The 23,736-nt window shown below is 35.5% G+C and carries 23 protein-coding genes; 6 read left to right on the top strand and 17 right to left on the bottom strand.

Translation table 11 applies throughout. From position 1 onward, the window contains the following. Nucleotides 1-199: 199 nt before the first annotated feature. Nucleotides 200-901 carry an aquaporin Z gene (gene aqpZ, locus GZ212_RS12830; protein ID WP_166960960.1) on the top strand — a complete coding sequence of 234 codons (702 nt, stop codon included), beginning with the start codon at nucleotides 200-202 and terminating at the stop codon, nucleotides 899-901. A 44-nt stretch (nucleotides 902-945) separates the two neighbouring features. Here the strand turns inward: aqpZ and gldC are convergent, their stop codons facing one another. Both gldC and gldB read right to left on the bottom strand, forming a co-directional pair. Beyond that, complete coding sequence (gene gldC, locus GZ212_RS12825) at nucleotides 946-1,278, bottom strand: gliding motility protein GldC (protein ID WP_053970288.1); 333 nt, start codon at nucleotides 1,276-1,278, stop codon at nucleotides 946-948. Next, nucleotides 1,278-2,240, bottom strand: coding sequence for a gliding motility lipoprotein GldB (gene gldB, locus GZ212_RS12820; RefSeq protein WP_166960957.1), 963 nt, complete (start codon nucleotides 2,238-2,240; stop codon nucleotides 1,278-1,280). Before gldB ends, gldC begins: the two co-directional genes overlap by 1 nt. An 89-nt stretch (nucleotides 2,241-2,329) precedes the next feature. On the opposite strand from gldB, the gene nadE reads away from it, so the two are divergent. Both nadE and GZ212_RS12810 read left to right on the top strand, forming a co-directional pair. After that, nucleotides 2,330-3,118, top strand: coding sequence for an NAD(+) synthase (gene nadE, locus GZ212_RS12815; RefSeq protein WP_053970290.1), 789 nt, complete (start codon nucleotides 2,330-2,332; stop codon nucleotides 3,116-3,118). 105 nt (nucleotides 3,119-3,223) lie between these two features. Beyond that, nucleotides 3,224-3,853 (top strand): response regulator transcription factor, encoded by a 630-nt coding sequence (locus GZ212_RS12810; protein ID WP_053970291.1) that lies wholly within the window; start codon nucleotides 3,224-3,226, stop codon nucleotides 3,851-3,853. Here GZ212_RS12810 and dnaG read toward each other — a convergent pair. Then, nucleotides 3,850-5,808 (bottom strand): DNA primase, encoded by a 1,959-nt coding sequence (dnaG, locus tag GZ212_RS12805; RefSeq protein WP_166960954.1) that lies wholly within the window; start codon nucleotides 5,806-5,808, stop codon nucleotides 3,850-3,852. The two genes, GZ212_RS12810 and dnaG, sit on opposite strands and share 4 nt — an antisense overlap. 108 nt (nucleotides 5,809-5,916) lie before the next feature. Here dnaG and GZ212_RS12800 point away from each other — a divergent pair, with 108 nt between their 5' ends. Then, nucleotides 5,917-6,336, top strand: a complete 420-nt coding sequence (locus GZ212_RS12800; protein ID WP_157492044.1) for a hypothetical protein — start codon at nucleotides 5,917-5,919, stop codon at nucleotides 6,334-6,336. Nucleotides 6,337-6,370: 34 nt separating this feature from the next. On the opposite strand, the gene GZ212_RS12795 is transcribed toward GZ212_RS12800, so the two are convergent. Genes GZ212_RS12795 through GZ212_RS12785 form a run of 3 tightly spaced genes read right to left on the bottom strand, consistent with a single transcriptional unit; the run spans nucleotide 6,371 to nucleotide 8,849 of the window. Beyond that, the gene (locus tag GZ212_RS12795; protein WP_166960951.1) at nucleotides 6,371-7,471 is read right to left on the bottom strand and encodes a hypothetical protein; all 1,101 of its coding nucleotides are present in this window, start codon (nucleotides 7,469-7,471) and stop codon (nucleotides 6,371-6,373) included. A 30-nt stretch (nucleotides 7,472-7,501) separates the two neighbouring features. Then, nucleotides 7,502-8,299, bottom strand: a complete 798-nt coding sequence (locus GZ212_RS12790; protein WP_166960948.1) for a hypothetical protein — start codon at nucleotides 8,297-8,299, stop codon at nucleotides 7,502-7,504. Next, nucleotides 8,286-8,849, bottom strand: a complete 564-nt coding sequence (locus GZ212_RS12785; RefSeq protein WP_166960945.1) for an RNA polymerase sigma factor — start codon at nucleotides 8,847-8,849, stop codon at nucleotides 8,286-8,288. Before GZ212_RS12785 ends, GZ212_RS12790 begins: the two co-directional genes overlap by 14 nt. Nucleotides 8,850-9,053: 204 nt before the next feature. On the opposite strand from GZ212_RS12785, the gene GZ212_RS12780 reads away from it, so the two are divergent. Next, on the top strand, nucleotides 9,054-10,358 hold the full coding sequence (locus tag GZ212_RS12780) for an aryl-sulfate sulfotransferase (RefSeq protein ID WP_166960942.1): 1,305 nt from the start codon (nucleotides 9,054-9,056) through the stop codon (nucleotides 10,356-10,358). Here the strand turns inward: GZ212_RS12780 and GZ212_RS12775 are convergent, their stop codons facing one another. Then, complete coding sequence (locus GZ212_RS12775; protein WP_166960939.1) at nucleotides 10,359-11,336, bottom strand: polyprenyl synthetase family protein; 978 nt, start codon at nucleotides 11,334-11,336, stop codon at nucleotides 10,359-10,361. A 146-nt stretch (nucleotides 11,337-11,482) separates the two neighbouring features. Here GZ212_RS12775 and GZ212_RS12770 point away from each other — a divergent pair, with 146 nt between their 5' ends. After that, complete coding sequence (locus GZ212_RS12770) at nucleotides 11,483-12,394, top strand: T9SS type A sorting domain-containing protein (RefSeq protein ID WP_166960936.1); 912 nt, start codon at nucleotides 11,483-11,485, stop codon at nucleotides 12,392-12,394. Between the two features lie 40 nt (nucleotides 12,395-12,434). On the opposite strand, the gene rlmN is transcribed toward GZ212_RS12770, so the two are convergent. The 10 genes from rlmN to GZ212_RS12720 all read right to left on the bottom strand — a co-directional run bounded on the left by rlmN (nucleotide 12,435) and on the right by GZ212_RS12720 (nucleotide 23,731). Further along, nucleotides 12,435-13,478, bottom strand: coding sequence for a 23S rRNA (adenine(2503)-C(2))-methyltransferase RlmN (gene rlmN / locus GZ212_RS12765; RefSeq protein ID WP_166961332.1), 1,044 nt, complete (start codon nucleotides 13,476-13,478; stop codon nucleotides 12,435-12,437). A 77-nt stretch (nucleotides 13,479-13,555) separates the two neighbouring features. Further along, nucleotides 13,556-14,605, bottom strand: a complete 1,050-nt coding sequence (gene queA, locus GZ212_RS12760; protein WP_053970300.1) for a tRNA preQ1(34) S-adenosylmethionine ribosyltransferase-isomerase QueA — start codon at nucleotides 14,603-14,605, stop codon at nucleotides 13,556-13,558. Nucleotides 14,606-14,705: 100 nt separating this feature from the next. Further along, entirely contained in the window at nucleotides 14,706-15,926 is a 1,221-nt protein-coding gene (locus tag GZ212_RS12755) for a 3-phosphoshikimate 1-carboxyvinyltransferase (protein ID WP_166960934.1), read from the bottom strand. 45 nt (nucleotides 15,927-15,971) lie between these two features. Continuing rightward, nucleotides 15,972-16,298, bottom strand: a complete 327-nt coding sequence (locus tag GZ212_RS12750) for a nucleotide pyrophosphohydrolase (RefSeq protein WP_166960931.1) — start codon at nucleotides 16,296-16,298, stop codon at nucleotides 15,972-15,974. A gap of 1 nt (nucleotide 16,299) precedes the next feature. Further along, nucleotides 16,300-18,330: a transglutaminase-like domain-containing protein gene (locus tag GZ212_RS12745; RefSeq protein WP_166960928.1), complete on the bottom strand. Its 2,031-nt coding sequence runs from the start codon at nucleotides 18,328-18,330 to the stop codon at nucleotides 16,300-16,302. 3 nt (nucleotides 18,331-18,333) lie between these two features. Next, nucleotides 18,334-20,241 carry a DUF3857 domain-containing protein gene (locus GZ212_RS12740; protein WP_166960925.1) on the bottom strand — a complete coding sequence of 636 codons (1,908 nt, stop codon included), beginning with the start codon at nucleotides 20,239-20,241 and terminating at the stop codon, nucleotides 18,334-18,336. 47 nt (nucleotides 20,242-20,288) lie between these two features. Beyond that, nucleotides 20,289-20,741 (bottom strand): D-aminoacyl-tRNA deacylase, encoded by a 453-nt coding sequence (gene dtd, locus GZ212_RS12735; RefSeq protein WP_166960922.1) that lies wholly within the window; start codon nucleotides 20,739-20,741, stop codon nucleotides 20,289-20,291. A 3-nt stretch (nucleotides 20,742-20,744) separates the two neighbouring features. Beyond that, the gene (gene rsgA / locus GZ212_RS12730) at nucleotides 20,745-21,695 is read right to left on the bottom strand and encodes a ribosome small subunit-dependent GTPase A (protein WP_053970304.1); all 951 of its coding nucleotides are present in this window, start codon (nucleotides 21,693-21,695) and stop codon (nucleotides 20,745-20,747) included. Nucleotides 21,696-21,787: 92 nt separating this feature from the next. Next, nucleotides 21,788-22,870, bottom strand: a complete 1,083-nt coding sequence (locus tag GZ212_RS12725) for a bifunctional 3-deoxy-7-phosphoheptulonate synthase/chorismate mutase type II (protein ID WP_166960919.1) — start codon at nucleotides 22,868-22,870, stop codon at nucleotides 21,788-21,790. A gap of 3 nt (nucleotides 22,871-22,873) precedes the next feature. Continuing rightward, complete coding sequence (locus tag GZ212_RS12720) at nucleotides 22,874-23,731, bottom strand: prephenate dehydrogenase (RefSeq protein ID WP_166961329.1); 858 nt, start codon at nucleotides 23,729-23,731, stop codon at nucleotides 22,874-22,876. Nucleotides 23,732-23,736 lie beyond the last annotated feature (5 nt).

Here is a 23,736-nt window from a genome sequence, read left to right as displayed (position 1 = left end):
AGCATATACCAAAATATGATGTATCCTATTGAATCAATTACATATTTCCATTACTCAAATTATTTCATATCAAAACCCAAACTTTATTTCTTTTTGGAAAGGACTGTTTTTCGTGACGATCCATAGATGATAGCAGTTTAAAGTTTTTTCTCTTTTCCTTAATAGCTCATTTTAACTTTTAACTTTAATAACTAACATCATGAGAAAATTTATAGCTGAATTTTTTGGAACTTTTTGGCTTGTTTTAGGTGGCTGTGGAAGTGCTGTCTTGGCTACTGGTGTTCCTGAATTAGGAATTGGTTTTGCCGGTGTCTCGCTGGCCTTTGGTTTAACTGTTTTAACAGGTGTTTATGCCTTTGGGCCCATTTCTGGAGCTCATTTTAATCCTGCTGTCTCCATTGGTCTTTGGGTTGGAGGTAGATTTAATGGAAAATACCTACCCGGTTATATTGCCAGTCAATTATTAGGCGGATTTGCTGCAGCAACCATATTATATGTTATTGCGTCAGGAAATGATGTCTTTAGTGTTTCTGACGGGTTTGCTGCAAACGGTTATGGTGAGCATTCACCTTTAGGTTATGGCCTTAAATCGGCTTTAGTAACTGAAGTCGTAATGACATTTATGTTTTTATTGGTTATTCTTGGCGCCACTCATAAAAAGGCTCCCACCGGATTTGCCGGAATAGCCATAGGACTTACCTTAACGCTTATCCATTTAATTAGCATACCTGTAACCAATACCTCTGTCAACCCCGCAAGAAGTACAAGTCAGGCGTTATTTGTAGGAGGTTGGGCCGTTGAACAATTATGGCTTTTCTGGGTAGCCCCCATTCTTGGAGCTATCATTGCTGGTTTTGTTTTTAAAATTTGGGAAAACGATACCTCAGAAGAGGAATCTTAAAATAATAAAAAAAGCTCATTCTAAAATGAGCTTTTTTTATCCAACTATTTCTTCAATTCCAGCTTTTCAGCAAAATAATCGCAAAAATCTTTCATAGTTGCGGTCATCTTTTCGTCTTGAGTAGCTCTATGAAAGGTATCACTCATAGCGACCAAAGTTTGATGGAAAAACACTTTCATTTCATCTACTGGCATTTCTTTAGTCCACAAATCGATTCGAAGTGTTTCTTGGGCTTCACTGTCCCAAACTGAAAGCAACATAGCTTTAGCTTCCTCATTTTCAATACCGCCATCTTGGGCTGTCCAAAACAACTTTTCTGGAACTCGGTTTTCGTCAAGTTCTACATTTAATTCTATGGTTGATTTTATAATAGACATTATTTTCTAGGTTTAAATTTTGCGTTATTAAATATCTCTTCTGGCTCCATGATCAACATATTTTTAAAGGTGGTCTCATTATTTTCCATATAAGACCTAACAATTTGCCATCCCAAATACGCGCCTATTCTACCGGGTGATTCTTTATCAATTTCTTCTAAGTAAAATTTAGAAAAGGGAGCAGGGTTTATAAATCTACTAGGTAATTTAGCATCTGTACTATACAGCAATTCCCTTTCTATAAAATACCTCCAGATAGGTTCTTCATTAGCCATTGCCCAATCCAATTGTCCTTGGGTGTAACCCATTTTTGCAGCATCGTTTTTAAAAGGAATAACCTTGTCCTTAAAATAAAGTATTTTCCCATGATAAATCATCTCATCAAGAAGCGTCTTTCTTTCTGATTGGAAAATAAACTTTTCTGCATAAGCTGCCGCCATATCGACTACAATTTGCTCTCTTTCAAAATTATCACGAATATATTTATGAATGCCCTCATAAAAATGATGGCCTTCCCCTAAATAGGTATCCAAAGAAATCAACACAATAGAATCGGTCACTATAGATTTGTTTCTATAGTCCACCGAGGAAGTTACCGTGATGACTCTAGGAGTTCGAAACTCGTTAAAATAATATTTTAAATGTTGGAAGAGCTTTCTAATATCTTCCTTCTCTTCATCTAATCGCGGAAAAGACTTTATCGTTTCCTTTGATAATTCTTGCTGAAGGGTATCTTGAATTTTAGCAATCCAAAAAGAATCGGGATACTTTTTGGCAAACATAAATGGATACTCCCTTTTTGTTTCACTTAAGGTCTCAACTGTGGTTTCTGAAAATATTTTATCAAATCTTTCTATCTGAACATCTATTTGAATCTTAGCGATCTTTTTTTCTACCTCATCTTCCTTTTTACAAGAAAACACGGCAAAACCTAGAAAAAGAAATAAGAGGAATTTCTTCATAAACTTGCTAGCTGTTAATTTTTAAAAGTACTAGGTAAAACCTATTTTTGTTAGGCAAAGTTACTATTCTTTGACTTAAAACTTAGAACATGCAAACAGAAAAAGTTATAGATTATATTGTCAATTGGCTAAAGGATTATGCCACTAATGCTAAAATTAACGGTTTTGTGATAGGCATCTCTGGAGGTATTGATTCTGCAGTTACCTCCACATTATGTGCTAAAACAGGCCTCGATGTATTATGCCTAGAAATGCCTATACACCAAGCATCTTCGCAAGTGACAAGAGCCATAAACCATATTAATTGGTTACAAGAACATTTTCCTAATGTGTTATTGACACAAGTTAATTTAACTCCTGTTTTTGATAGTTTGGTAGCCTCTTTACCAACCGTAAAAAATGAGGAAGATCGCTTTATGTCATTAGCCAATACAAGAGCTAGATTAAGAATGACTACCCTTTATTATTTTGCAGCCTTAAATGGTTATTTGGTTGCAGGAACCGGAAATAAGGTTGAAGATTTTGGAGTTGGTTTCTACACCAAGTATGGAGATGGGGGCGTTGATTTAAGCCCAATTGCTGACCTTTTGAAAACTGAAGTTTATGAAATTGCGAAGGTTTTAGGTATCAATCAAGAAATTATTGAAGCGCAACCAACTGATGGCTTATGGGGGGATGACCGAACTGATGAAGATCAAATTGGAGCTTCATACCCAGAGCTTGAATGGGCCATGAAAATGGACGAAAAGGGTAAAAAGGCAACTGATTTTAGTGGGCGCGAACTAGAAGTTTTTAAGATTTACAAGCGATTCAATCAAGCCAACAAGCATAAAATGGTTCCCATACCCATATGTGAAATTCCAGATTATTTGAAGTAAAAATCTGACTTAGTATCATTTATATTTACTATCTTTACAATAAGTGGACTTTGCTTGACCCTAATTTTTACCTCAACAGCCTAATAATTTAAAAACACTAAGAAAATGATTAAACTGTTAGTTGTTGACAGCCATCCTATCATTAGAAAAGGGATTGAGCTTTTATTCATGTCCTCTCCAAATATAAAAGTTGTAGGAGGGGTTAGTAACGGTGAAGCTATCTTTGACTTTCTAAAACAGGAAAAGGCAGATGTCATATTATCTGAAATTGACCTTCCTAAATTAAATGGAATTACCGCTTTAAGGAGACTTTCTAAAGAATATCCTGAAATTAAAGTGCTTATTTTTACTGCGCAACCCGAAGAAATTTATGCCTTAAATGTCATTAAAGCAGGGGCATCTGGATATATCTCTAAATTTTCAAACATCATTACACTGAAGGAAGCCATCTTGAAGGTAGCTGATGGCGATAAATTCTTAAGTCCTACTCTTGCTCATCAATTGGCTTTTGGCAGAAAGGCAGGCAGATCATCTACTTCCCATTACAAAAAATTATCTACCAGAGAAGTGGAAGTTTTAAAACTTATTTCTTCAGGCAAGAAAAACAAAGAAGTAGCTGAAGAGTTGGAAATTAATGAAAAAACCGTGAGTACTTATAAAGCACGCTTAATGAAAAAACTACATGTAACAAACATTGTTGACCTCATTAACCGAGCTAAATTAATGGACATTTAAATAGGTTTATTCAGCTTTCTGGATAACAAATTATCCAATTTTTTATAACCCATAACCTCTTCCAATATTTCAAGATGTTGATCTGCGATATTGGATTTGGTTGTCTCCCCCAATTCATCAATCTTTTTACTTATTAAAAAACATCTTAAATGTAAAATGGTCTCACTAACTAATTGTGATACTGTATCGGTCTTCTTTTTGGGATAAATATCCTTTTTTGTCCAATCAGAAAGTTCGTATCGCTCATCTTCCATTAGAATAGTCGTTATTTCTGAAGCAATATGCGGCTCTACATCATTTACAAAACTCTCTACGGTAATTTCTGGGTTTTGGTTTAATTGTTCAACAACCGTATAATATAGTGTTTTAAACTGCTCATTGGTAAATTCCATTTCATCCTCCTGTAAATCAAGAAACACCTTTTCAAAAACACGAGCTTCCTGCTTTACGGGCTCTAAAACCAAATCACCCTCCTCATTTTCCTTTAAAATCAAATCTTCAAATTCTTCTACTCTCGTTCCGTAAAGTAATAGTATCTGTATGATGCGTCTTTCCAATTCATATTGCACATCAACCTTTTTTACTGGCTGCTCATTACGAATGACATCAAAAGCTTTTTGTTCTTTTTTAAAACTTTTATTTGCCTCATTTAACTCCTTTTTACCCAGCTGAGCTAAGGTGCTGAACAGTACTTCCTCGCCAATATCCATGATTTTGGCACATTCCTGTATATAAACTTCCTGTTTGATCCTATCTGGAATTTTGGAAATACTTTGGATGATCTCTCTTATGGTCTCAGCCTTTTTTATGGGATCATTCTTAGAGTCTTTGGTGAGCAAAGTCGCCTTAAATTGGATAAAATCCTGTGCGTTTTCTTCCAGGTAAAGCGATAATTCTTCAAGGGTATTTTCTTTAGCGAAACTATCGGGGTCCTCTCCTTGCGGAAACGAACATACCCGCACATTCATTCCTTGTTCCAAAATTAAATCAATCCCTCTGATAGATGCCCTAACTCCCGCATCATCTCCATCAAACAACACCGTAATATTTTTAGTCAGTCTACTTATCAATCGTATTTGATCAGGGGTGAGTGCCGTACCTGAAGAAGACACCACATTGTGAATCCCTGTTTGATGGAATTGAATGACATCTGTGTATCCTTCTACCAAAAAACAGTTATCTTCTTTAGCTATACTTTGTTTGGCATGATAAATCCCGTAGAGTACTTTCCCTTTGTGATATATATCACTTTCCGGTGAATTTAAATATTTGGCAGCCTTTTTATCATTGATTAAAATTCTTCCTCCAAATCCCAACACCCTGCCACTCATGCTTAAAATAGGAAACATGACCCTGCCTTTAAATCGATCAAATTGCTTTTCGCCCTTGACAATGGTGAGCCCTACTTTTTCCATGAACTCCAATTTGTAACCCTTTTTTATAGCTTCATCCGTAAATGCGGTCCAGTCATCCAAAGAATATCCAAGTCCAAATGTCTTAATGGTTTCTGTTGTGAACCCTCGCTCTTTGAAGTAACTTAAACCAATCGCCTGACCCGCATCTGTTTTATGTAATACCTTTTGGAAGTATTCATTAGCAAAATCATTGACCAAATACAAACTCTCTTTCTCGTTGGCTATCTCCTTTTGCTCCTGTGACTGCTCGGTTTCCTCAACTTCGATATTGTACTTTTTAGCTAAATACTTTATGGCTTCCGGATAGGTAAAATGCTCATGCTCCATTAAGAAAGCCACTACATTCCCTCCTTTACCACTACTAAAATCCTTCCAGATTTGTTTCACTGGTGACACCATAAAACTGGGTGACCGCTCATCGGTAAATGGACTTAGCCCCTTGAAATTAGTTCCAGACTTTTTCAAATTGACAAAATCACCAATAACCTCTTCTACACGGGCTGTTTCAAATACTTGGTCTATGGATTCCTTTGAGATCATTATTAAACAATTGAAGAATGTAAAAATATAAAGATTAATAAAGAGAGGGTAAAATATTTTTGTTAAATTGATTGGGTTAATCAATTACTAACAAATTAAAAAATGCTTATGAAAAAGGATTTAATTCTTAAACCCTTGCTACTGGCTATTGTCCTAAGCCTAGTGATTTTTAGCTGTTCAAGCGATGATGACTCAGCAGCAGAACCAGAAGACAATTCACCTCCACCAACATTATTTGATAAATGGTGGTATGATGTAGACGATTACTCGGCCGATATCTACTTTCATTCAACAGGAGAGTATGAACAAGAATTACATTTTGCCGGAAATGTATATCCAGCTACTGGCACATGGCACTGGATCAATGAAGCCACAGGAGAAATGAAACTTGAAAACCTTCAAGGTCCTATACAAGTAAATTCAGAACTGTATATAAATATTATCTCTGTGGATGACCACTTGCTTACGCTAGAAAGGTCTCCCGATGGAGGTTCGTTTACTCCAATTGTTTATGAAGACATCGATTAAAAAAAGCTCTCTATTGAGGGCTTTTTTAATTAAACTAATCCAAATCAAATCGTAAACCGAGTGAAATATTATTTTGGTCTATCACTTGGTCATTGAATATAGGAGACAAATCGTACTTAGCATAAATTCCTATATTTCCAAAACCCATATAAGCGCTCAAACCGTAAACAAAATTGTTGGTGTTATAATCCTTGTATTTGTCTTTTTTCTTCTTATCATTTTCATCATAGTATTTCACCTTTTGGATAGAGGAAATATTGAACCCTCCATATCCTCCAAATCCAAATTTAAACTTATGAAAGGTTGAATACCTGAAATAATCTTCTCTCTCAATTTTTCGAGATGGCCCAAATTCAAAATGAACAGGAAACACAATATTAGTGGTTCTAAACTTGGACTTTCTGACATTTAAAGGAAACTCTTCCAATACCACTTGTCCTTCATTATTCTCTGATAAAATCCTGTTACCCTTGATATCTAACTTATTCCATTGAAATGAGAATCCATATTTAAGTCTCATGGCATTACTATTTTTAAACACCCTAGTTTTCCAAGCCCATCCCAGTTCAACAAAACCAGATCCTCCCAATTTATATGGTGAATCATTTAATGATTCGCCTTCAATAATGGCATTATTGAATCCGATAGCAAATACCAAATCACTAGTAGTTCGACGGTCATACTTCCTAGGTTTCAACCTATAATCTTCACGCTCACCCACATAAAAAGAGCCTCGATCAAATTCATCTGAATCTTCATTCTTACCAATTTCCAAAATGAATCTATTTCCTGGGGTATATGTACCTTCCAAATTTCCATTTCTTTCCAATAAAGCGATTTGATTGTCAATGATGGCCAACCTATTTTCAATATTTAATGCTCGTTTTTGGGCAGCTTCTTGCTTTAAGACCTCTGCTTCACTCGATGTGATTTCACCCTTTTCCAACTGAGAGTTAATAGCCTCTACTTCCTTTTTGAGGGCTCCCTTTTCCTCCTGAGTAATTGTTTCTTTGGTTTTGTTGAGTTGTTCAATCTTCATTTGTTTCTGCTCTAATTGAATAGAGTCCTGGGCATTCATATTGCTTGTGACAAGACACAAAACAAGTGCCACCAAAAGTTTGGTAATGATGTTCATAACTGTTCGTTTTTTAATTGATGATTAATTTTAATAATTACGTTGGGCAACTGCAGTTTTTACCGTTTTGTAACCAACTTGTAAAGCTTCAAAAACTTTATCTCTAAACGAATGATCCAAATCATCCTCAACGTCTTGAAGAAGCATCATGGCGTCAACCGTTTTTGAGTTTTCTTTATATATTTTTTGATCGTTTATTTCTTTTTGGGCTTGAGCCAACAAGGCGCTTATATCTTCTTCAGCTACTACGCCTTCTCCATGTGTTTCTTTTAGAATTTTTAAACTATTAGCCAAATCTTGCAACTTTTCATTCTCATGATCAACCTCCTGGTCTTTGATACTATGACTTGCGATTAAGGTTGTCTCCTCTATCCTTTCCTTAACGGAGTCCTCTTCTTGATTCTTAATAATTCTGTTTGCTTCTATAACCTCTTCTTTTTCAACCGAGACTAAAGGACTATCAGACGGGTTTGATTTAGATTCCGTCTCTGTTTCTTCAAAGACCATTTGATTGTTATCAACTTTTCCCTTTTTAGTGTCTTTAAAGGGTATTTGATTTGTCTGCTCCACCGCTTGAGGTTCCTCCACCAATTTTTTATCTTCAACACCCAAAGTTTCCTGGTTAGACATTTTATAAAATAGGGTTGATAATAAAACTACTCCAACCAAACTTGCTGCTAAACCAATTATCCAAAATTGTCTTTTTTGGGATTTCTTTGTTTGGGCATCTAGCTCCAGCTCCAATTTATCCCAAACTGAGTTTGATGGCTGCATCATTCGCTCTTCCAACTGCTCTTTTAATTTCTCTTCAAACTTAAGTGGTGCCATTCTCGCTTTTATTTCGTTCTACAATTTGTTGTTGAAGCATTTTTCGTGCTTTAAACAACTGTGATTTAGAAGTCCCCTCCGAAATATTTAAAATCTCAGCAATTTCAATGTGTTTATAACCTTCAATAGCATACATAACGAATACCATTTTATATCCCTCTGGTAATTGATCAATCAGTTGCTGTATTTCAGCTACATTCATTCTTTGAGTGATGTTATCCGATTTTATTTGGGGCATTTGAGTTTCATCTGTAGCAAACTCAACTTTTTTATTCTGCCTAATAAATGAGATACACTCCCTTACCATAATACGCCTAATCCAACCCTCAAAACTTCCATGGCCTTTGAAACTCTTTAAATGGGTAAACACTTTTAAAAACCCATTTAAAAGAACTTCTTCTGCCTCTTGCACATCCTTTATATAATATCTGCAAACGCTTAACATTTTTGGACTATGCCAATCATATAACACGCGTTGAGCATCCCGGTCATTCTTTAAGGCTTTATCTATAAGCCTCCCTTCGTTTTTATATAATTGAATTACTTTCAACAGCAGATCAAATATTGACTTCTATATACATAGACGCAAATTAAACTAAAATGGTTGCCTCATATATGAAAAATAAATAAAATTACCAATAAAAACCTCATTATCAACTCATTTAAAACAAAGAAATGTAATCCAACAAGAGCTCTTTTTTATTACAATCAAGAATAGTTATATTTGAGTTCTCATTGATCAAAAACCTATTTCATGTATAATAAATTCTTCATTCTAGCTTGTTCCATTTTCATTTTAAGTACTTCTTGTAGTAGCAATGACGACCCAATAATTTCAAGCGGAAATCCTGTTGAGAATCCTGAACAGCCCAATGATCCAGAACCAACTGATAATATAGTGGTATATGAGCCCGATTTATTTGAAGACAGTTATGTCTTAGCTATTGAAAATGGTGGCACTAAATCTTATATACTTAATAAGGAAGGGCATAAATTGAAACAATGGAATTTCAACAAAAACATGGGCCAAGATTTAGAGCTATTAGACAATGGTCAATTATTGGGAATGTTTAAAGTTGATACTCCTGTTATTTCTTTTCCAGGTTATGGCGGAATAATTAGGCTCATCAATCCTGATGGCTCCATTGATTGGGAGTTTGAATATTATAGCGACAATTATATTTCCCATCATGACTTAGATAGATTACCAAACGGTAACATCCTTTTTATCGCATGGGAAAGAATAGAAACAGATGTGGCCCAACAAAATGGGGTTGATGGTGGAGGAAATATATTTACTGAAACCTTAATTGAAGTTAATCCTGAAACGGATGAAATTGTATGGAAATGGCATAGTTGGGATCATATTGTCCAAGAGTTTGACGATACCTTACCAAATTATGGAATTGTTTCTGAGAACCCTCATTTGATAAACATTAACTACAACGAGGCGTCAACAAGTAATTTAATGCATTTTAATGGGTTAGATTATGATGAAGAAAAGGATGTTATTTATGTAACTGTCAATTATTACAGTGAAGTTTGGGTCATTGACCATAGTACCACTACAGCTGAGGCTTCAGAACATGTGGGCGGTAATTATAACCGAGGGGGAGATCTCATTTATAGATTCGGTAATCCAACAGCTTATAATAACATGGAAGGAGAAAGGATTTTTTACAATTGCCATTTTCCTAATTTGATAGAAGGAGGTATTCCTGGTCATGGGAATATGTTGGTATACAATAACGGAAACAATTTTTCGCAGTCTTCAGTTATGGAAATTGAAATACCCCTATTTTCTTTAAATCCTAACTTCAATAATGAACCCAATGTTGTTTGGTCTTTTACAGATCCATCTCTTTACTCTCCATTTATTTCAGGAGCTGTAAGACTCAACAATGGAAACACTTTAATTTGCGAGGGAACTTATGGGTTTTGGGAAATAACCCCTAATGGGGATGTTGCTTGGAAATATGAAGGCGCTAATCAGGAATCCTTTTGGAGATGCTATAATTATTTACCCAATTCTGATGCAATTATCAATCTAGGTTTATAATTATTTCTTTCTGTCAATAACATAATTAACCATGAGTTCCAGTGAATTCTTAAATTCAGAATCTGGATATTGGTTCAAGATTTCAAGGGCTTCCATCTGGAAGCCTTTCATTTTTGAAACTGCATAATCCAACCCTCCTTCGGTTTTTACATAGGAAATCACTTCCTTCACACGACTTTTGTTTTTATTATGATTTTTAACCGAATTAATCAACCAAGCCTTTTCCTTTTTGGGAGCCTTATTGAGAACATGAATAAGGGGTAGTGTCATTTTCTGTTCCTTAATATCAATTCCTGTGGGTTTACCTATTTTATCATCCCCATAGTCAAATAAATCATCTTTAATTTGAAATGCCATTCCGATTAACTCTCCAAATCTCCTCATCTGTTCCACCTCAGGAGAATTTGGTTTAACTGATGCAGCTCCAAGACTACAACATGCCGCTATTAAAGTTGCTGTCTTCTGACGGATGATTTCATAGTAAACCTCTTCAGTAATATCCAATCTTCTTGCCTTTTCAATTTGAAGAAGTTCACCCTCACTCATTTCCCTTACAGCAACCGAAATGATTTTCAATAAATCAAAATCATTATTGTCTATGGATAATAACAAACCTTTTGATAGTAAAAAGTCCCCAATCAATACGGCTATTTTATTTTTCCAAAGTGCATTGACTGAGAAAAATCCTCGGCGCCTGTTACTGTCGTCAACGACATCATCATGCACCAACGTGGCTGTATGAATCAATTCAATAACCGATGCTCCTCTATAAGTTCTTTCACTAACTTCACCGTGATTTATCATTTTTGCAACCAAAAACACAAACATGGGACGCATTTGTTTCCCTTTTCTGTTTACAATGTAATGGGTGATTCTGTTAAGTAAGGCCACCTTTGAGGACATTGATAGTCTGAACTTTTGCTCAAAAAGTTCCATTTCAAAGGCAATAGGCTGCTTTATTTGTTCAACGATTTTCAAGAATAGCCACTCTTTATTAAAAGAATAGCAAACCTAATAAAAAAAATTCATGATTAAGTAATTATAACCCAATACCGGTGCACAAATAGGAATTTACATTATAATTGATTAGTTTTAAGAAGGTTAACTATTAAACTCTTCTTTTTATGAAAAAAACTACTCTCTTCTTTATTCTACTCTTAATTGGTTTCCAAATTACAATCGCCCAACAAACAATTTCCTTTGAAAGTGAAGAATCATATATTTTAGGTGATATAAACGCTCAAAATGGATGGACAACAACAGGCTGCGGGGATGCCTGCAATATTGAAAACCAGGTAATTTCTGATGAAATGTCCTCTGAAGGCACCTATTCTCTGAAAATAGATAATGAGTCTGCCTACTCAGGGCAAGATTCTCCTATAGTGGGTGCTTTTTATGACTATACAACAAATGTTCCTTATCTTGATTCTACATTTTCGGCCGATATCTACATTAGTGAAACAGGTGGAGCTAATTTTAGAATGGGAAATGTCAACTTGACACAGGGTGTTTTTACAACTATTTTTGAATTTGATTATCAGGGAAACATCTTTGTTCTTGATGACGGAAGTTTTTATGACACTCTGATTGAATGGTCTGCCGAAACTTGGTACAATGTAAGAATCGAAATTTACGAAACAACCGCCAAATACTTCTTGGATAATGTTGAAATTCATGAAGCTTCAATTACCCCTTATGACACCGAACAATTTAGATTTGCTCATGACAATTGGGGTGGTTATGCCTACATAGATAACTTCAAAACTAATGACGAAAATCTTTCAATAGAAGAAAACACTTTGCCTCCCATCAAGCATTTTTTCAATCAATCGACAAATGAACTTGTTGTTGAACAAAATGGAACAAATTTAGAATCGTATACCATCTATAATTTAATGGGGCAACAGGTCTTTTCTGGAACATTAGAAAAATCTAGAGAAGTCATTGATATGAACGACCTGCAATCTGGAGTCTATTTATCTCAAATTACTTCAAGTAATCAAACCTCTTCTTTTAAGTTTGTGAAATCAAGGTAAATACCAATAAAAAAAGGGAACCTAATAAGTTCCCTTTTTTTTATTGATTTTTGTTAGCTAACTGCCCACAGGCTGCATCTATATCCTTTCCTCGTGAACGCCTTACCGTAACAGTAATATTATTTGCTTCCAACATTTTAATATACATATTTAAAGCCTCCTCACTTGCTTGCTGAAACTCCCCGTCATCTATAGGGTTGTATTCGATTAAATTCACCTTACTGGGCGCGAATTTACAGAAGTCTATTAAAGCTTCTACATCCTTCCTTCTATCATTTATCCCTCTCCAAACAACATACTCATAGGTAATTCTATTTTTCGTTTTGGCATACCAATATTCTAAGGCCTCCCTTAAATCTTTAAGTGGAAAATTTTCATTAAAAGGCATGATCTTAGAACGCACTTCGTCAATCGCTGAGTGAAGGGATACGGCCAATTTAAACTTCACCTCTTCATCTGCCATTTTCTTAATCATCTTGGGAACCCCTGAAGTTGAAACTACAATGCGTTTTGGCGACATACCCAAACCTTCTGGAGAAGTAATTTTATCTATAGCCTTTAGCACATTATTATAATTCATCAATGGCTCTCCCATTCCCATAAAAACAATGTTACTTAAGGGCTTATTATGGTACAACCTACTTTCCTTATCTATGGCGACTACTTGATCAAATATTTCATCGGGGTTTAAGTTACGCATGCGTTTTAAACGGGCTGTAGCACAAAACTTGCAATCTAGACTGCATCCAACTTGACTTGACACGCAAGCTGTGGTTCTATTTTCAGTTGGAATGAGAACGGATTCAACCACCAATCCATCATGAAGTTTCACCGCATTTTTAATGGTGCCATCTGAACTTTTTTGCATGCTATCAACCTCAATATGATTGATTACAAAATGGGCATCCAATTTATCCCTGGTCTCCTTTGAGATATTGGTCATCTCATCAAACGAATGAGCCGATTTACTCCAAAGCCATTCGTATACTTGATTTCCTCGAAAAGCTTTATCACCCTCCTTCACAAAAAAATCACGCAATTGCTCTTTAGTCAGCGCCCTAATATCCTTTTTACTATCCTTCATCATATCAAAGATAATTGAATTACAAACAAAACAAGCCTTGTAAAAACAAGGCTTGAATTATTTTTGAAATTTATTTTCTACAAAATCAACATGGCATCACCATAGCTGTAAAATTTGTATTTTTCTTTTACAGCTTCTTCATAAGCCTTTTTCATGAAATCGTGACCTGCAAAAGCAGAAACCATCATTAATAAAGTGGATTTTGGGGTATGGAAATTTGTTACCATACAATTTGCAATACTGAAATCATAAGGAGGGAAAATAAATTTATTGGTCCATCCCTCAAATTCATTTAATGTTCCACTTGAAGACACAGAACTTTCCACAGCACGCATTACAGTTGTACCAACAGCACATACACGTCTTTTTTCTGCAATTCCTTTATTTACGGTTTCAACAGCAGCTTTTTCAATTAAAATCTCTTCACTATCCATTTTGTGCTTAGACAGATCTTCAACCTCAACAGGGTTAAATGTCCCAAGACCAACATGCAAAGTAATTTCGGCCAAATTCACTCCTTTAATCTCCAAACGTTTTAGCAAATGCTTTGAAAAGTGCAACCCCGCAGTTGGTGCAGCTACCGCTCCTTCCCTTTTAGCATAAATAGTTTGGTATCTATCTTCATCCTCTGGCTCTACCTCCCTTTTGATATATTTTGGAAGTGGTGTTTCCCCCAATTCTCTTAACTTGGTTCTGAAATCTCTGTAAGACCCATCATAAAGAAAACGAAGGGTTCTACCTCTAGAAGTTGTATTATCTATAACTTCAGCTACCAACGTCTCATCATCACCAAAGTATAACTTATTACCGATACGGATTTTTCTAGCTGGGTCAACCAAAACATCCCATAGTCTTTGCTCCTCGTTAAGCTCTCTCAATAAAAACACTTCAATTCTAGCTCCCGTTTTTTCCTTATTACCATATAATCTGGCAGGAAAAACCTTGGTGTTGTTAAGAATCATCACATCATTTTCATCAAAATAATCGATTAAATCCTTAAAGTATTTATGTTCAATAGTTTGAGTTTTTCTATCCAATACCATTAAACGTGCCTCATCCCTATTTTCTGAAGGATACTCAGCCAATAATTCACTGGGTAGATTGAAGTTAAAATGTGATAATTTCATCTGTTTGTTTTAAAATTTAAATTAAGCTTAAGCTTTATCTTACGTAAAGGGTGCAAATATACAATCTCAAACAAGGGGTTGTCAAGTATTTGACCAATTATTATTTGGAAAGGGCAACACCAATGATCTCAAGATCATCCCAAAAGGCTTTATAAGACTTGGTTACGACCATGGCATCCTTAATCTTCAAAGTTGTTTTTAATGCCAAAGGTGCAAATGCCATAGCCATTCTATGGTCATGATAGGTCTCTATTTCTATATTTGAATTTAAGGAAATAGAGCTTTCCAAATGCAAGCTTTTATCTGTAACTGAAACAATACCTCCCAATTTTTTAATCTCAGTCTTTAAAGCTTCTAGTCTATCAGTTTCCTTTATTTTTAAAGTATGCAACCCTACCAAATCACACTTAATTCCCAAGCCCAAACAGGTTGCGGCAATAGTCTGTGCGATATCGGGACAGGTAACCAAATCAAAATGCTTTTCATCCAAATTGATTTCAACTTTTTCAAGAACTATGGAATCTTCTAGAAAGGTAGTTTGCACGCCGAATTCCTTATAAATATTAGCTAAGATGGAATCTCCTTGAAGACTACTCTCTTTATAACTGCTCAATGTAATTTGCGTACCAATGTCACTTAAAGCAACAAAACTGTAAAAATAGGATGCCGAAGACCAATCGGATTCCACCGTAATCGTTTTGGGAGTCATCTGACCCTTTGGATACACTTTAATAGTTTGATTTTCAAAATGAGCCTTAACCCCAATTTGATGAAGCAGTTGAAGGGTCATTTTTATATAAGGTATAGAAGTAATCTGTCCTAGCAAAGTAATCTCTAAACCTTGATCCAAACTTGGAGCCACCAACATAAGAGCCGAAATATACTGGCTACTCACATTAGCTGGTAGTGATATTTTTGATTTGATTAAATGAGATCCTGTAATTTTCAAGGGAGGGCAACCTTCATTTTCCAAATAATCAATTTGAGCCCCTAAATCACGAAGCGCATCCACTAATAATTGGATGGGTCGCTCCTTCATGCGCTCTGACCCAGTTAAGGTAATGGTTCTTCCTTCCTGACTTGCAAAATAAGCGGTCAAAAACCGCATCGCAGTCCCTGCATGATGGATATCTATCACATCAGATTTACTGTTAAGAGCCTTTTGCATCACTTCCGAATCATCAGAATCTGAAAGATTCGTAATACTTAATGCTGGATAAATGGCCTTAAGCAATAGAAGCCTATTAGACTCACTCTTAGATCCGCTGATCGTGATATTTGATGCTTCCTTAAGTTGGGATTGATTGAGGGTGATTGTCATTATTTATGTATTAGCCTTAAAGATATTGAGGTAAAACAAGAAAAACTATTTCAATTTCTCATTATTATGATGTCTATCGTGATCTCGTTTGGTTTTCTTGTCCATCTTTTTATCAAATGCTGCTTGCAGGTCAATTCCCGTTTGGTTGGCCAAACATAAAACCACAAAGACCACATCGGCTAATTCTTCACCCAAATCCTTCTCCTTATCACTCTCCTTTTCACTCTGCTCCCCATAACGTCGGGCTATAATTCTGGCAACCTCCCCTACCTCTTCTGTAAGTTGCGCCATGTTTGTCAACTCATTGAAATAACGAACACCGTGTTCTTTAATCCAATCATCAACCTCTTTTTGTGCATGTTTGATATCCATGTTATACTTTTTTGAGAACAACTTTTTCATTTTCCTTATCTACCATTTCTTGAAAAAAGGTCTTGATAGATTTATAATAATTGGCAGGAATCAAGGATGAATTAATATCTGACTCCATCATTAATTGAACAGATGAATTAGCACCTTCTGTAATTTTAAACTTAAAGGTACCTAAATTATCTGGAAGCGAAAAAGCCACTGGTTCTGGGATACTCTCAACTTCATAACCTTCAGGAATTACCACATTAATCATATATTTACTCCCTGATGGGTAACCAAAGTCAATAGGAAATTCCCTTTTCTCTAATTTAAAAGGATTCTCTAAATCTCGCATAAAAAACAAAGGAGAAAAATAAATTTTATCGCCTATTACTTCGGCCTGTGACTCCTTAGTAAAGGAATAGGTTTCCATAACCGGCTTGCTAAAATCTAAATCATTTGCAACTTTAAATTCTTCTATTTCCATACCTCCGTAGGTATTCTCTTTAGACTGAATGAATGATTCCTGCTCTGCACCTATGTACTTCTCTCTATATTTAAGCGCATTGTGATTTGAAAATACCGTTCTAATAGAGCCATTAATAGATCCTTGTTCATCAAGAGTTACCATGGCTGAGACTGTATTTTTAGCTTTAATTGAAGGGTATAAATTTACAGTAGTTGAAGTACCATCATTTCTTATAACTCTCCCCTCCCAGTTTAAGGTTCTTGTTGGTAACACATTGGGGGTACTAAACTTGCTGGTGGCATCCAACAAAACAAATCCATTATCACTCTTCACACTGGCTATCACATAATTGTAACCGTCTATTGTTGGAAACAAAGGGATTCCGTTTGATCGTGTGCTTACTAATACAGGATAGGATTCCAGGCCTGCATAACGCATCATAGAGGTTAACATCAAATTAATTTCAGCCACATTTCCACTTCTTTCCTTGTAGGCTCTTTTCACTCCATTATCCGTAAATTTTCCATAATACCCATTCCAAGACATGTGATTTCTTACATACCCAAAAATCAATGCAATTTTTTCCAAATCATTGGTGGCAGATGCCAAAAGTTGATCTACTTCATCATCATAATAACCAGACTTATTAAGCTCACTACCAAAAGAATCATTTTTATAAATTGTTTTAACAACATCTTCCCAGGTCGTGGAATAATTTGTCACCGTCGATTGTGGAAATTGTGTATAAGACAATTCAAACTTCACTGTAGAACGATAATTATCAATATTGCCAACGTAGGGCTCATCCCTTAAAGCTGGAATATCCTTTAAGTTAAAACTATATTTATTTGTTCTAAAGTCCACATCACTTCTGCTAGTGGTACCCGTTCCCGAATAAGCTCCATAAGAATTACCATACTGAGCCTTTGATGCGAAGGTGATTTTCTCATTCCCGGTTTCTAAATTGGGAGAGATTGGCAAATAGCCTCTAGCATTAATTTTATAGTTGAAATATTCTGGGGATTTGAAACTGGCTTCCAAATTCATAATTGGTATGTCCGTCTGTAGAACAAAGTCATCAACATTACTCAAAAATGGAGACTCAACACGATATTTTATATCTATTACAGAACCTACAGAAATATTTGGCATGGTTATTTTTACATGATCTCTATATTTAGAAACTTCCTCTTCAAAAATACCATCATTCTTTAATTTGATTTCTTCCAACTTTCCACCAACCAAATTATAGGTGTAAGCTTTTAAACCACTATAAGATTCACTATCACTTCTTGAATCACTTTTATAAAGACTTATTATTTGAGTGGCGTGATCAAAACCATCTGCATCGTAAATTTTTATACGCTCAAATATTTCAGTAATTAAATGAAAGCCCTTATTCTCGGTGTAATTAATATAGGACCTCCTAGATTTGTACAAATAAGCTGCATTGGCACTAGAATCTATGGGACATTTTTTTTGGCTCACTTCTTCTTTGCTCACCTTTCCAAATCGAAAATCTTGAGCAAAAGCTGAACAAGTAATTAGTAAAAATAATAGGAGTAGGTTAGTTGTGTTTTTCATTTTTTAGGATTTATTTTTTAAGATGATTTTTGCATTGTCTTGTTTGGAAACTTCAACCAAAAAATCTCTGAATTCTTGATATTCTTCTTTTGTATAAGCTCCCTTATTTAGCTTGAAAGTTCTACGATATAAAATATTTCCCTCATCATTCTCAGATACGGAAATTCGATACCATCCATATTTTGACTTTAACTCAAAATCGTTAAACAGTCCCTCTACGACTAAATCATCTCCTAAATGAATTTCTGTTTCATCTTCATCCACAAATCCTCTTTCTACTTCAAAAGGCAGGTTTCTTTCCTTATATTTTGGTGGCACATTGGAATACCTATTAAAAAGGTTAGGATTAATTAAAATATCCTTTCCTGCTTGCATTCCATAGTTATTTAAACTCAAATCAATTTGTTCTAAAAACATAATAGAATCCTTGTCATTCTCAAATTGTGTTTTATCAATTCTCAAACTATTCAAATAACTCCAATATCTCTTTTTGTAATACAGTTCTTGATCTCTTTTTGTTGAAGTCTCAAGAAAATAATGCTCCCCATACTGAGAGCCAAATGATCTAATTAATACGTTGGCATGAACGGTTCCATCATTTGATAAGTCTACTTTTGATTTTGTAGTTTGCAAATTATCTTCATCCAGATATTTCCGGGTGTGAACAATTTTGCCCCCTTCTGGTGTTACTACAAGAGCATCTCTATCATCTGTGAAATTAGCATTATAACCAAACGGAGCTGTTTGACTAGTACATTCTAACCAAATGTAATCATCCTCATGTGGGATAGTAAGAATCATATGGTTTCCTTGCACTGCAGAAAAATCTGAATCAAAATTCTGGAGTTCATCACTTCCGTATATCAATGTGTGATAAGAAGTAACACCTACCTCATTTAACAAAGCCTTGGTATAGTTGGTCAAACCTTTGCAATCTCCATAACCCAGTCTATCTACATCTTCTGCATACATGGGCTTCCAGCCCCCAATACCCACTTGAACACTTATATATCGCGTTTTCTTTTGAACATACTCATAAACAATTTTAGCCTTTTCCAACTCGGTGGAAGCAGTCTCTGTAAGCGACTTAATTTCAGCTTTTACAGTTTCGGGTAAAACTTGTGTGTCAAAAAGCAACTTATCATTGTACCATTGGCCAAATGTTTTCCAGTCATAATTAACGCCTCTCACTCCTTCCATATCAAAATCAATCAAAGCTGCTTTTAATCTTGGAGCGTAAACAAAAAAATTAGGAGAATATGCCTCTGGCTTTAAAGCTTGCAGATGGGATGCCTTAAAGTGAAAGTCAGATAATTTTTCAATACCAAATGGCTCAAAATTAGTTGTCTTAACTTTAAGTTCGACCCCCGAACTATTCTGAATTTTATACTCGGCTTCTTCAGTACTCACATAAAACCCTTCTATGGGTCTCCAACCTGGCAAAAAGGCTGTCGAACGGTATTCAACAACCGATTCAATTTTTACTGTGTACGGATAAGCAATAGGGGTATATCTCAAATACTTAACTCTATTGTCGGCATATAATGTACCATTACTTACGGCACTTTGATCTTCAAAATCCTTCTTTTTGAATTTATTAATTTCCTTTCCAAGACTGTTATAAATTCGAACTTCCAAGCTTTTAATATTGGTGTTTTCATCATAGAAAAAAACCGCCCCAATATCGTCATCTCCCTTTTTATTTAAAACCGTGACGATTCGAGTGTTTGTATGGACAAATCGATTGTAAGAAGTAATATCAATCAAAATATCATCCTGTCTAACAACCGCATTGGCACTTTCTGTTAGTTCTTTAGGTAATGTTAAGGATGTAAATTTTGATTGGTCTTGAGATTGAGAATAAAAGGGTAATACCAGTAATAAAACCAGTTGAAATAAATTTGGGCGCATTCCTAAAATTTTTGGAATGTAAATTTATGAAATTTTTAAGATTTTTTTCACACTTTTTCCTTCGTATCTATGATAATAGTCACAGGTCCATCATTAATTAAATCCACCTTCATATCGGCACCAAACTCACCTGTTTGAACAGGATCTCCTAATTCCTTCTCCAAAGAATCTATAAATGAATGATATAACGGAATGGCAACATCTGGTTTGGCCGCATAGATATAACTTGGTCTGTTTCCTTTTTTTGTACTGGCGTGTAGTGTAAATTGACTAACAACTATAGCCTTCCCAGAAACATCCAAAATGGATTTGTTCATGACCCCTTCAGAATCCGGAAAAATTCGAAGATTTGCAATCTTTTTGGAAAGCCAGTTAATATCCTCCTGAGTATCATCTTCAACAATACCTAAAAGAATCATTAACCCAGTTTCTATTTGCGCTACTTTTTCATAATCAATAGTTACGCCGGCCTGAGATACTCTTTGAATAACTGCCTTCATGAACTATTCTTGGTCATAATTATCGGTTCGGTAATGTTCCTCTTCTCCTTCTAAAATTTGAAGATAACTTCGATACCTTGAGAAAGCCAATTCATCTTTATCCAAGGCTTCCTTAACGGCACATTTGGGTTCATCTACATGAATGCAGTTGTTGAACTTACAGTATTGTTTTAATTCAAAAAACTCTGGGAAATAATCGCCAACTTCTTCCTTGTCCATATCGACCACTCCAAATCCTTTGATTCCTGGCGTGTCAATAATTTGTGCATCAAAGCTTAAGTCAAACATTTCGGCAAAGGTAGTTGTGTGTTGCCCTTGGGAATGCTGCATTGAAATTTCCTGAGTCTTTAAATCTAAATTGGGTTCAATGGCATTAATCAATGTGGATTTACCAACACCTGAATGACCTGCAAACATACTTACCTTTCCTTCCATCAAACCTTTTACTTGGTCAATATTCTTACCAGTCTTAGCTGAAATCCCAATACATTCATATCCAATCTGCCTATATAAATGAGCCAAATACTTAACTTCCATTAAGGTATTCTCATCATACACGTCAATTTTATTGAAAAGTAAAATAGCCTTTATAGAATAAGCTTCTGCTGTGACCAAAAACCTATCAATAAAACTCGTGAAAGTTGGTGGATTATCAATGGTAACCAACAAAAATACCTGATCAACATTAGAAGCAATGATATGTGTTTGCTTCGATAGATTAACAGATTTTCTAACGATGTAATTTTTACGGTCATGAATGTGATGAATGACACCAGTCGTTTCATCATTCTTCGTTTCCAATTCAAAATCAACTACATCACCTACAGCAATTGGGTTGGTACTTTTAATACCTTGAATACGGAATTTACCTTTAATTCGGCATCGATATTCAACACCCAAATCAGTTTTGACCGTATACCAACTACCAGTAGATTTATAAACCGTTCCTGTCATGTGTCAAATTTAGGGCAAAATATGGATTTAACAGCCCTATTATCTTGTTTTAAGCCCTTAATTTAAATGCCCCTAATAAGAAGGGGCATCTTTTATTTATTAATAACTTTTTCTTGATGGTTGATAGATTCTTGATGAATCGCTTTAAACATTTTCAAAATAAACTCCTCACTAAGTCCTTTATCTTCTCCTTCCAAAACCATTTTCCCTAAAATTTCATTCCATCGCTTGGTTTGAAGCACCGCTACATTTTTTTGCTTTTTTAATTGGCCTATGCCATCAGAGACTTTCATTCGCCTTCCCAAAAGATCGATTAATTGATTGTCTAAAACATCAATTTGAGCCCTAAGGTTGTTCAATTGATTGGAGTATTCAGCTTCAGGATCCGTTTCCTTTCTCACCTTCAAATCTTTCATAATCTGAACCAGTGCTTTGGGCGTTACTTGTTGTGCAGCGTCACTCCAAGCATTATCGGGATCAAAATGGGTTTCAATCATCAACCCATCAAAATTAAGATCTAAAGCTGTTTGGGATACATCAAAAATCATATCGCGTTTACCAGTGATATGAGACGGGTCATTAATCAATGGTAAGTCGGGAAACTTGGTTTGTAACTCAATCGCCAACTGCCACTCTGGGTTATTTCTATACTTCGTTTTTTCATAAGTTGAGAAACCTCTGTGAATGACACCCAGATTTTTGATATCAGATGCATACAACCGTTCAATGGCCCCAAGCCACAATGGCAAATCTGGGTTCACCGGGTTTTTGACCAATACTATTTTATCGGTCCCCCTCAGCGCATCAGCAATATCCTGTACAATAAAGGGACTAACAGTGGAGCGAGCACCTATCCAAAGCAAATCAATATCATGCTCTAAGGCTAATTCCACATGGTTTCTATTGGCAACTTCTGTAGCCGTTTTTAGACCAGTCTCTTTTTTTACCTTTTGCAACCATTTTAAGCCAAGTGCACCTACTCCCTCAAAATTACCTGGTCTGGTTCTTGGCTTCCAAATACCTGCCCGATAATAATTTACATCTGTATCTTTTAAATCATGTGCTATTTTCAATACTTGCTCTTCAGTCTCTGCGCTACATGGTCCAGCAATTACCAATGGATGTGGTAATTCCATGGCGTCTAACCACCCTCTCAATTCTTTCTTGTTTTCCATAATCTATTTTTTCTCTAACCCGTTTAAAATGTCTTTTATGTGATTTGTATTTTCCATTTCATTGAAAATCTCGTCATAATTATCTGACTCCAGAAAATCCTTAAAACTCACCAAATTGTGTATATATTCATTTAATGTCTCAACAACATTCTCTTTATTCTGTTTAAATATAGGTGTCCACATAGCAGGCGAACTTTTTGCTAACCTTACCGTTGAAGCAAATCCACTCCCTGCCAAATCGAAGATGTCTTTCTCATTTTTTTCCTTTTCAATAACAGTTTTACCCAGCATGAATGCACTGATGTGAGACAAATGCGATACATAAGCAATGTGTTTGTCATGTGCTTCAGGATTCATGTAGCGAATACGCATGCCCATAATTTGAAAAATATTCAAAGCCAACTCCTGCAGTTTAAAAGCTGTTTTCTCTACCTCACAAATGATGTTTGTTTTTCCATGAAACAAGCCTTCAAGAGCTGCACTTGGACCAGAAAATTCGGTTCCTGCAATGGGATGGGTTGCTAAAAAATTTCGGCGTTTTGGATGATTTGCAACCGCTTTACAGATATCTGCTTTCGTACTCCCAGATTCCATAACCAAGGCATCATCAGGAATAAGATCTAAGACCTGGGGCAGCAAATCTACCGAGGCATCAACTGGTATGCTTACAATTACAAAATCAGCTTCTTGAACATCGGTCAACTGAGCCTTTTTATCGATAATACCAAGATTTAGAGCTTCATCCAAATGATCAGGATTTTTATCAATCCCATAAATGACCATCTCCGGATTCATTCGCTTGACATCTCTGGCTATACTTCCACCAATTAGACCAACTCCAATGATATATAAGTTTTTTATCATCT

This window comes from Mangrovimonas sp. CR14, assembly GCF_011764015.1.
Taxonomy (GTDB): Bacteria; Bacteroidota; Bacteroidia; order Flavobacteriales; family Flavobacteriaceae; genus Mangrovimonas; species Mangrovimonas futianensis.
This window is presented reverse-complemented; position numbering and strand designations above follow the sequence as displayed.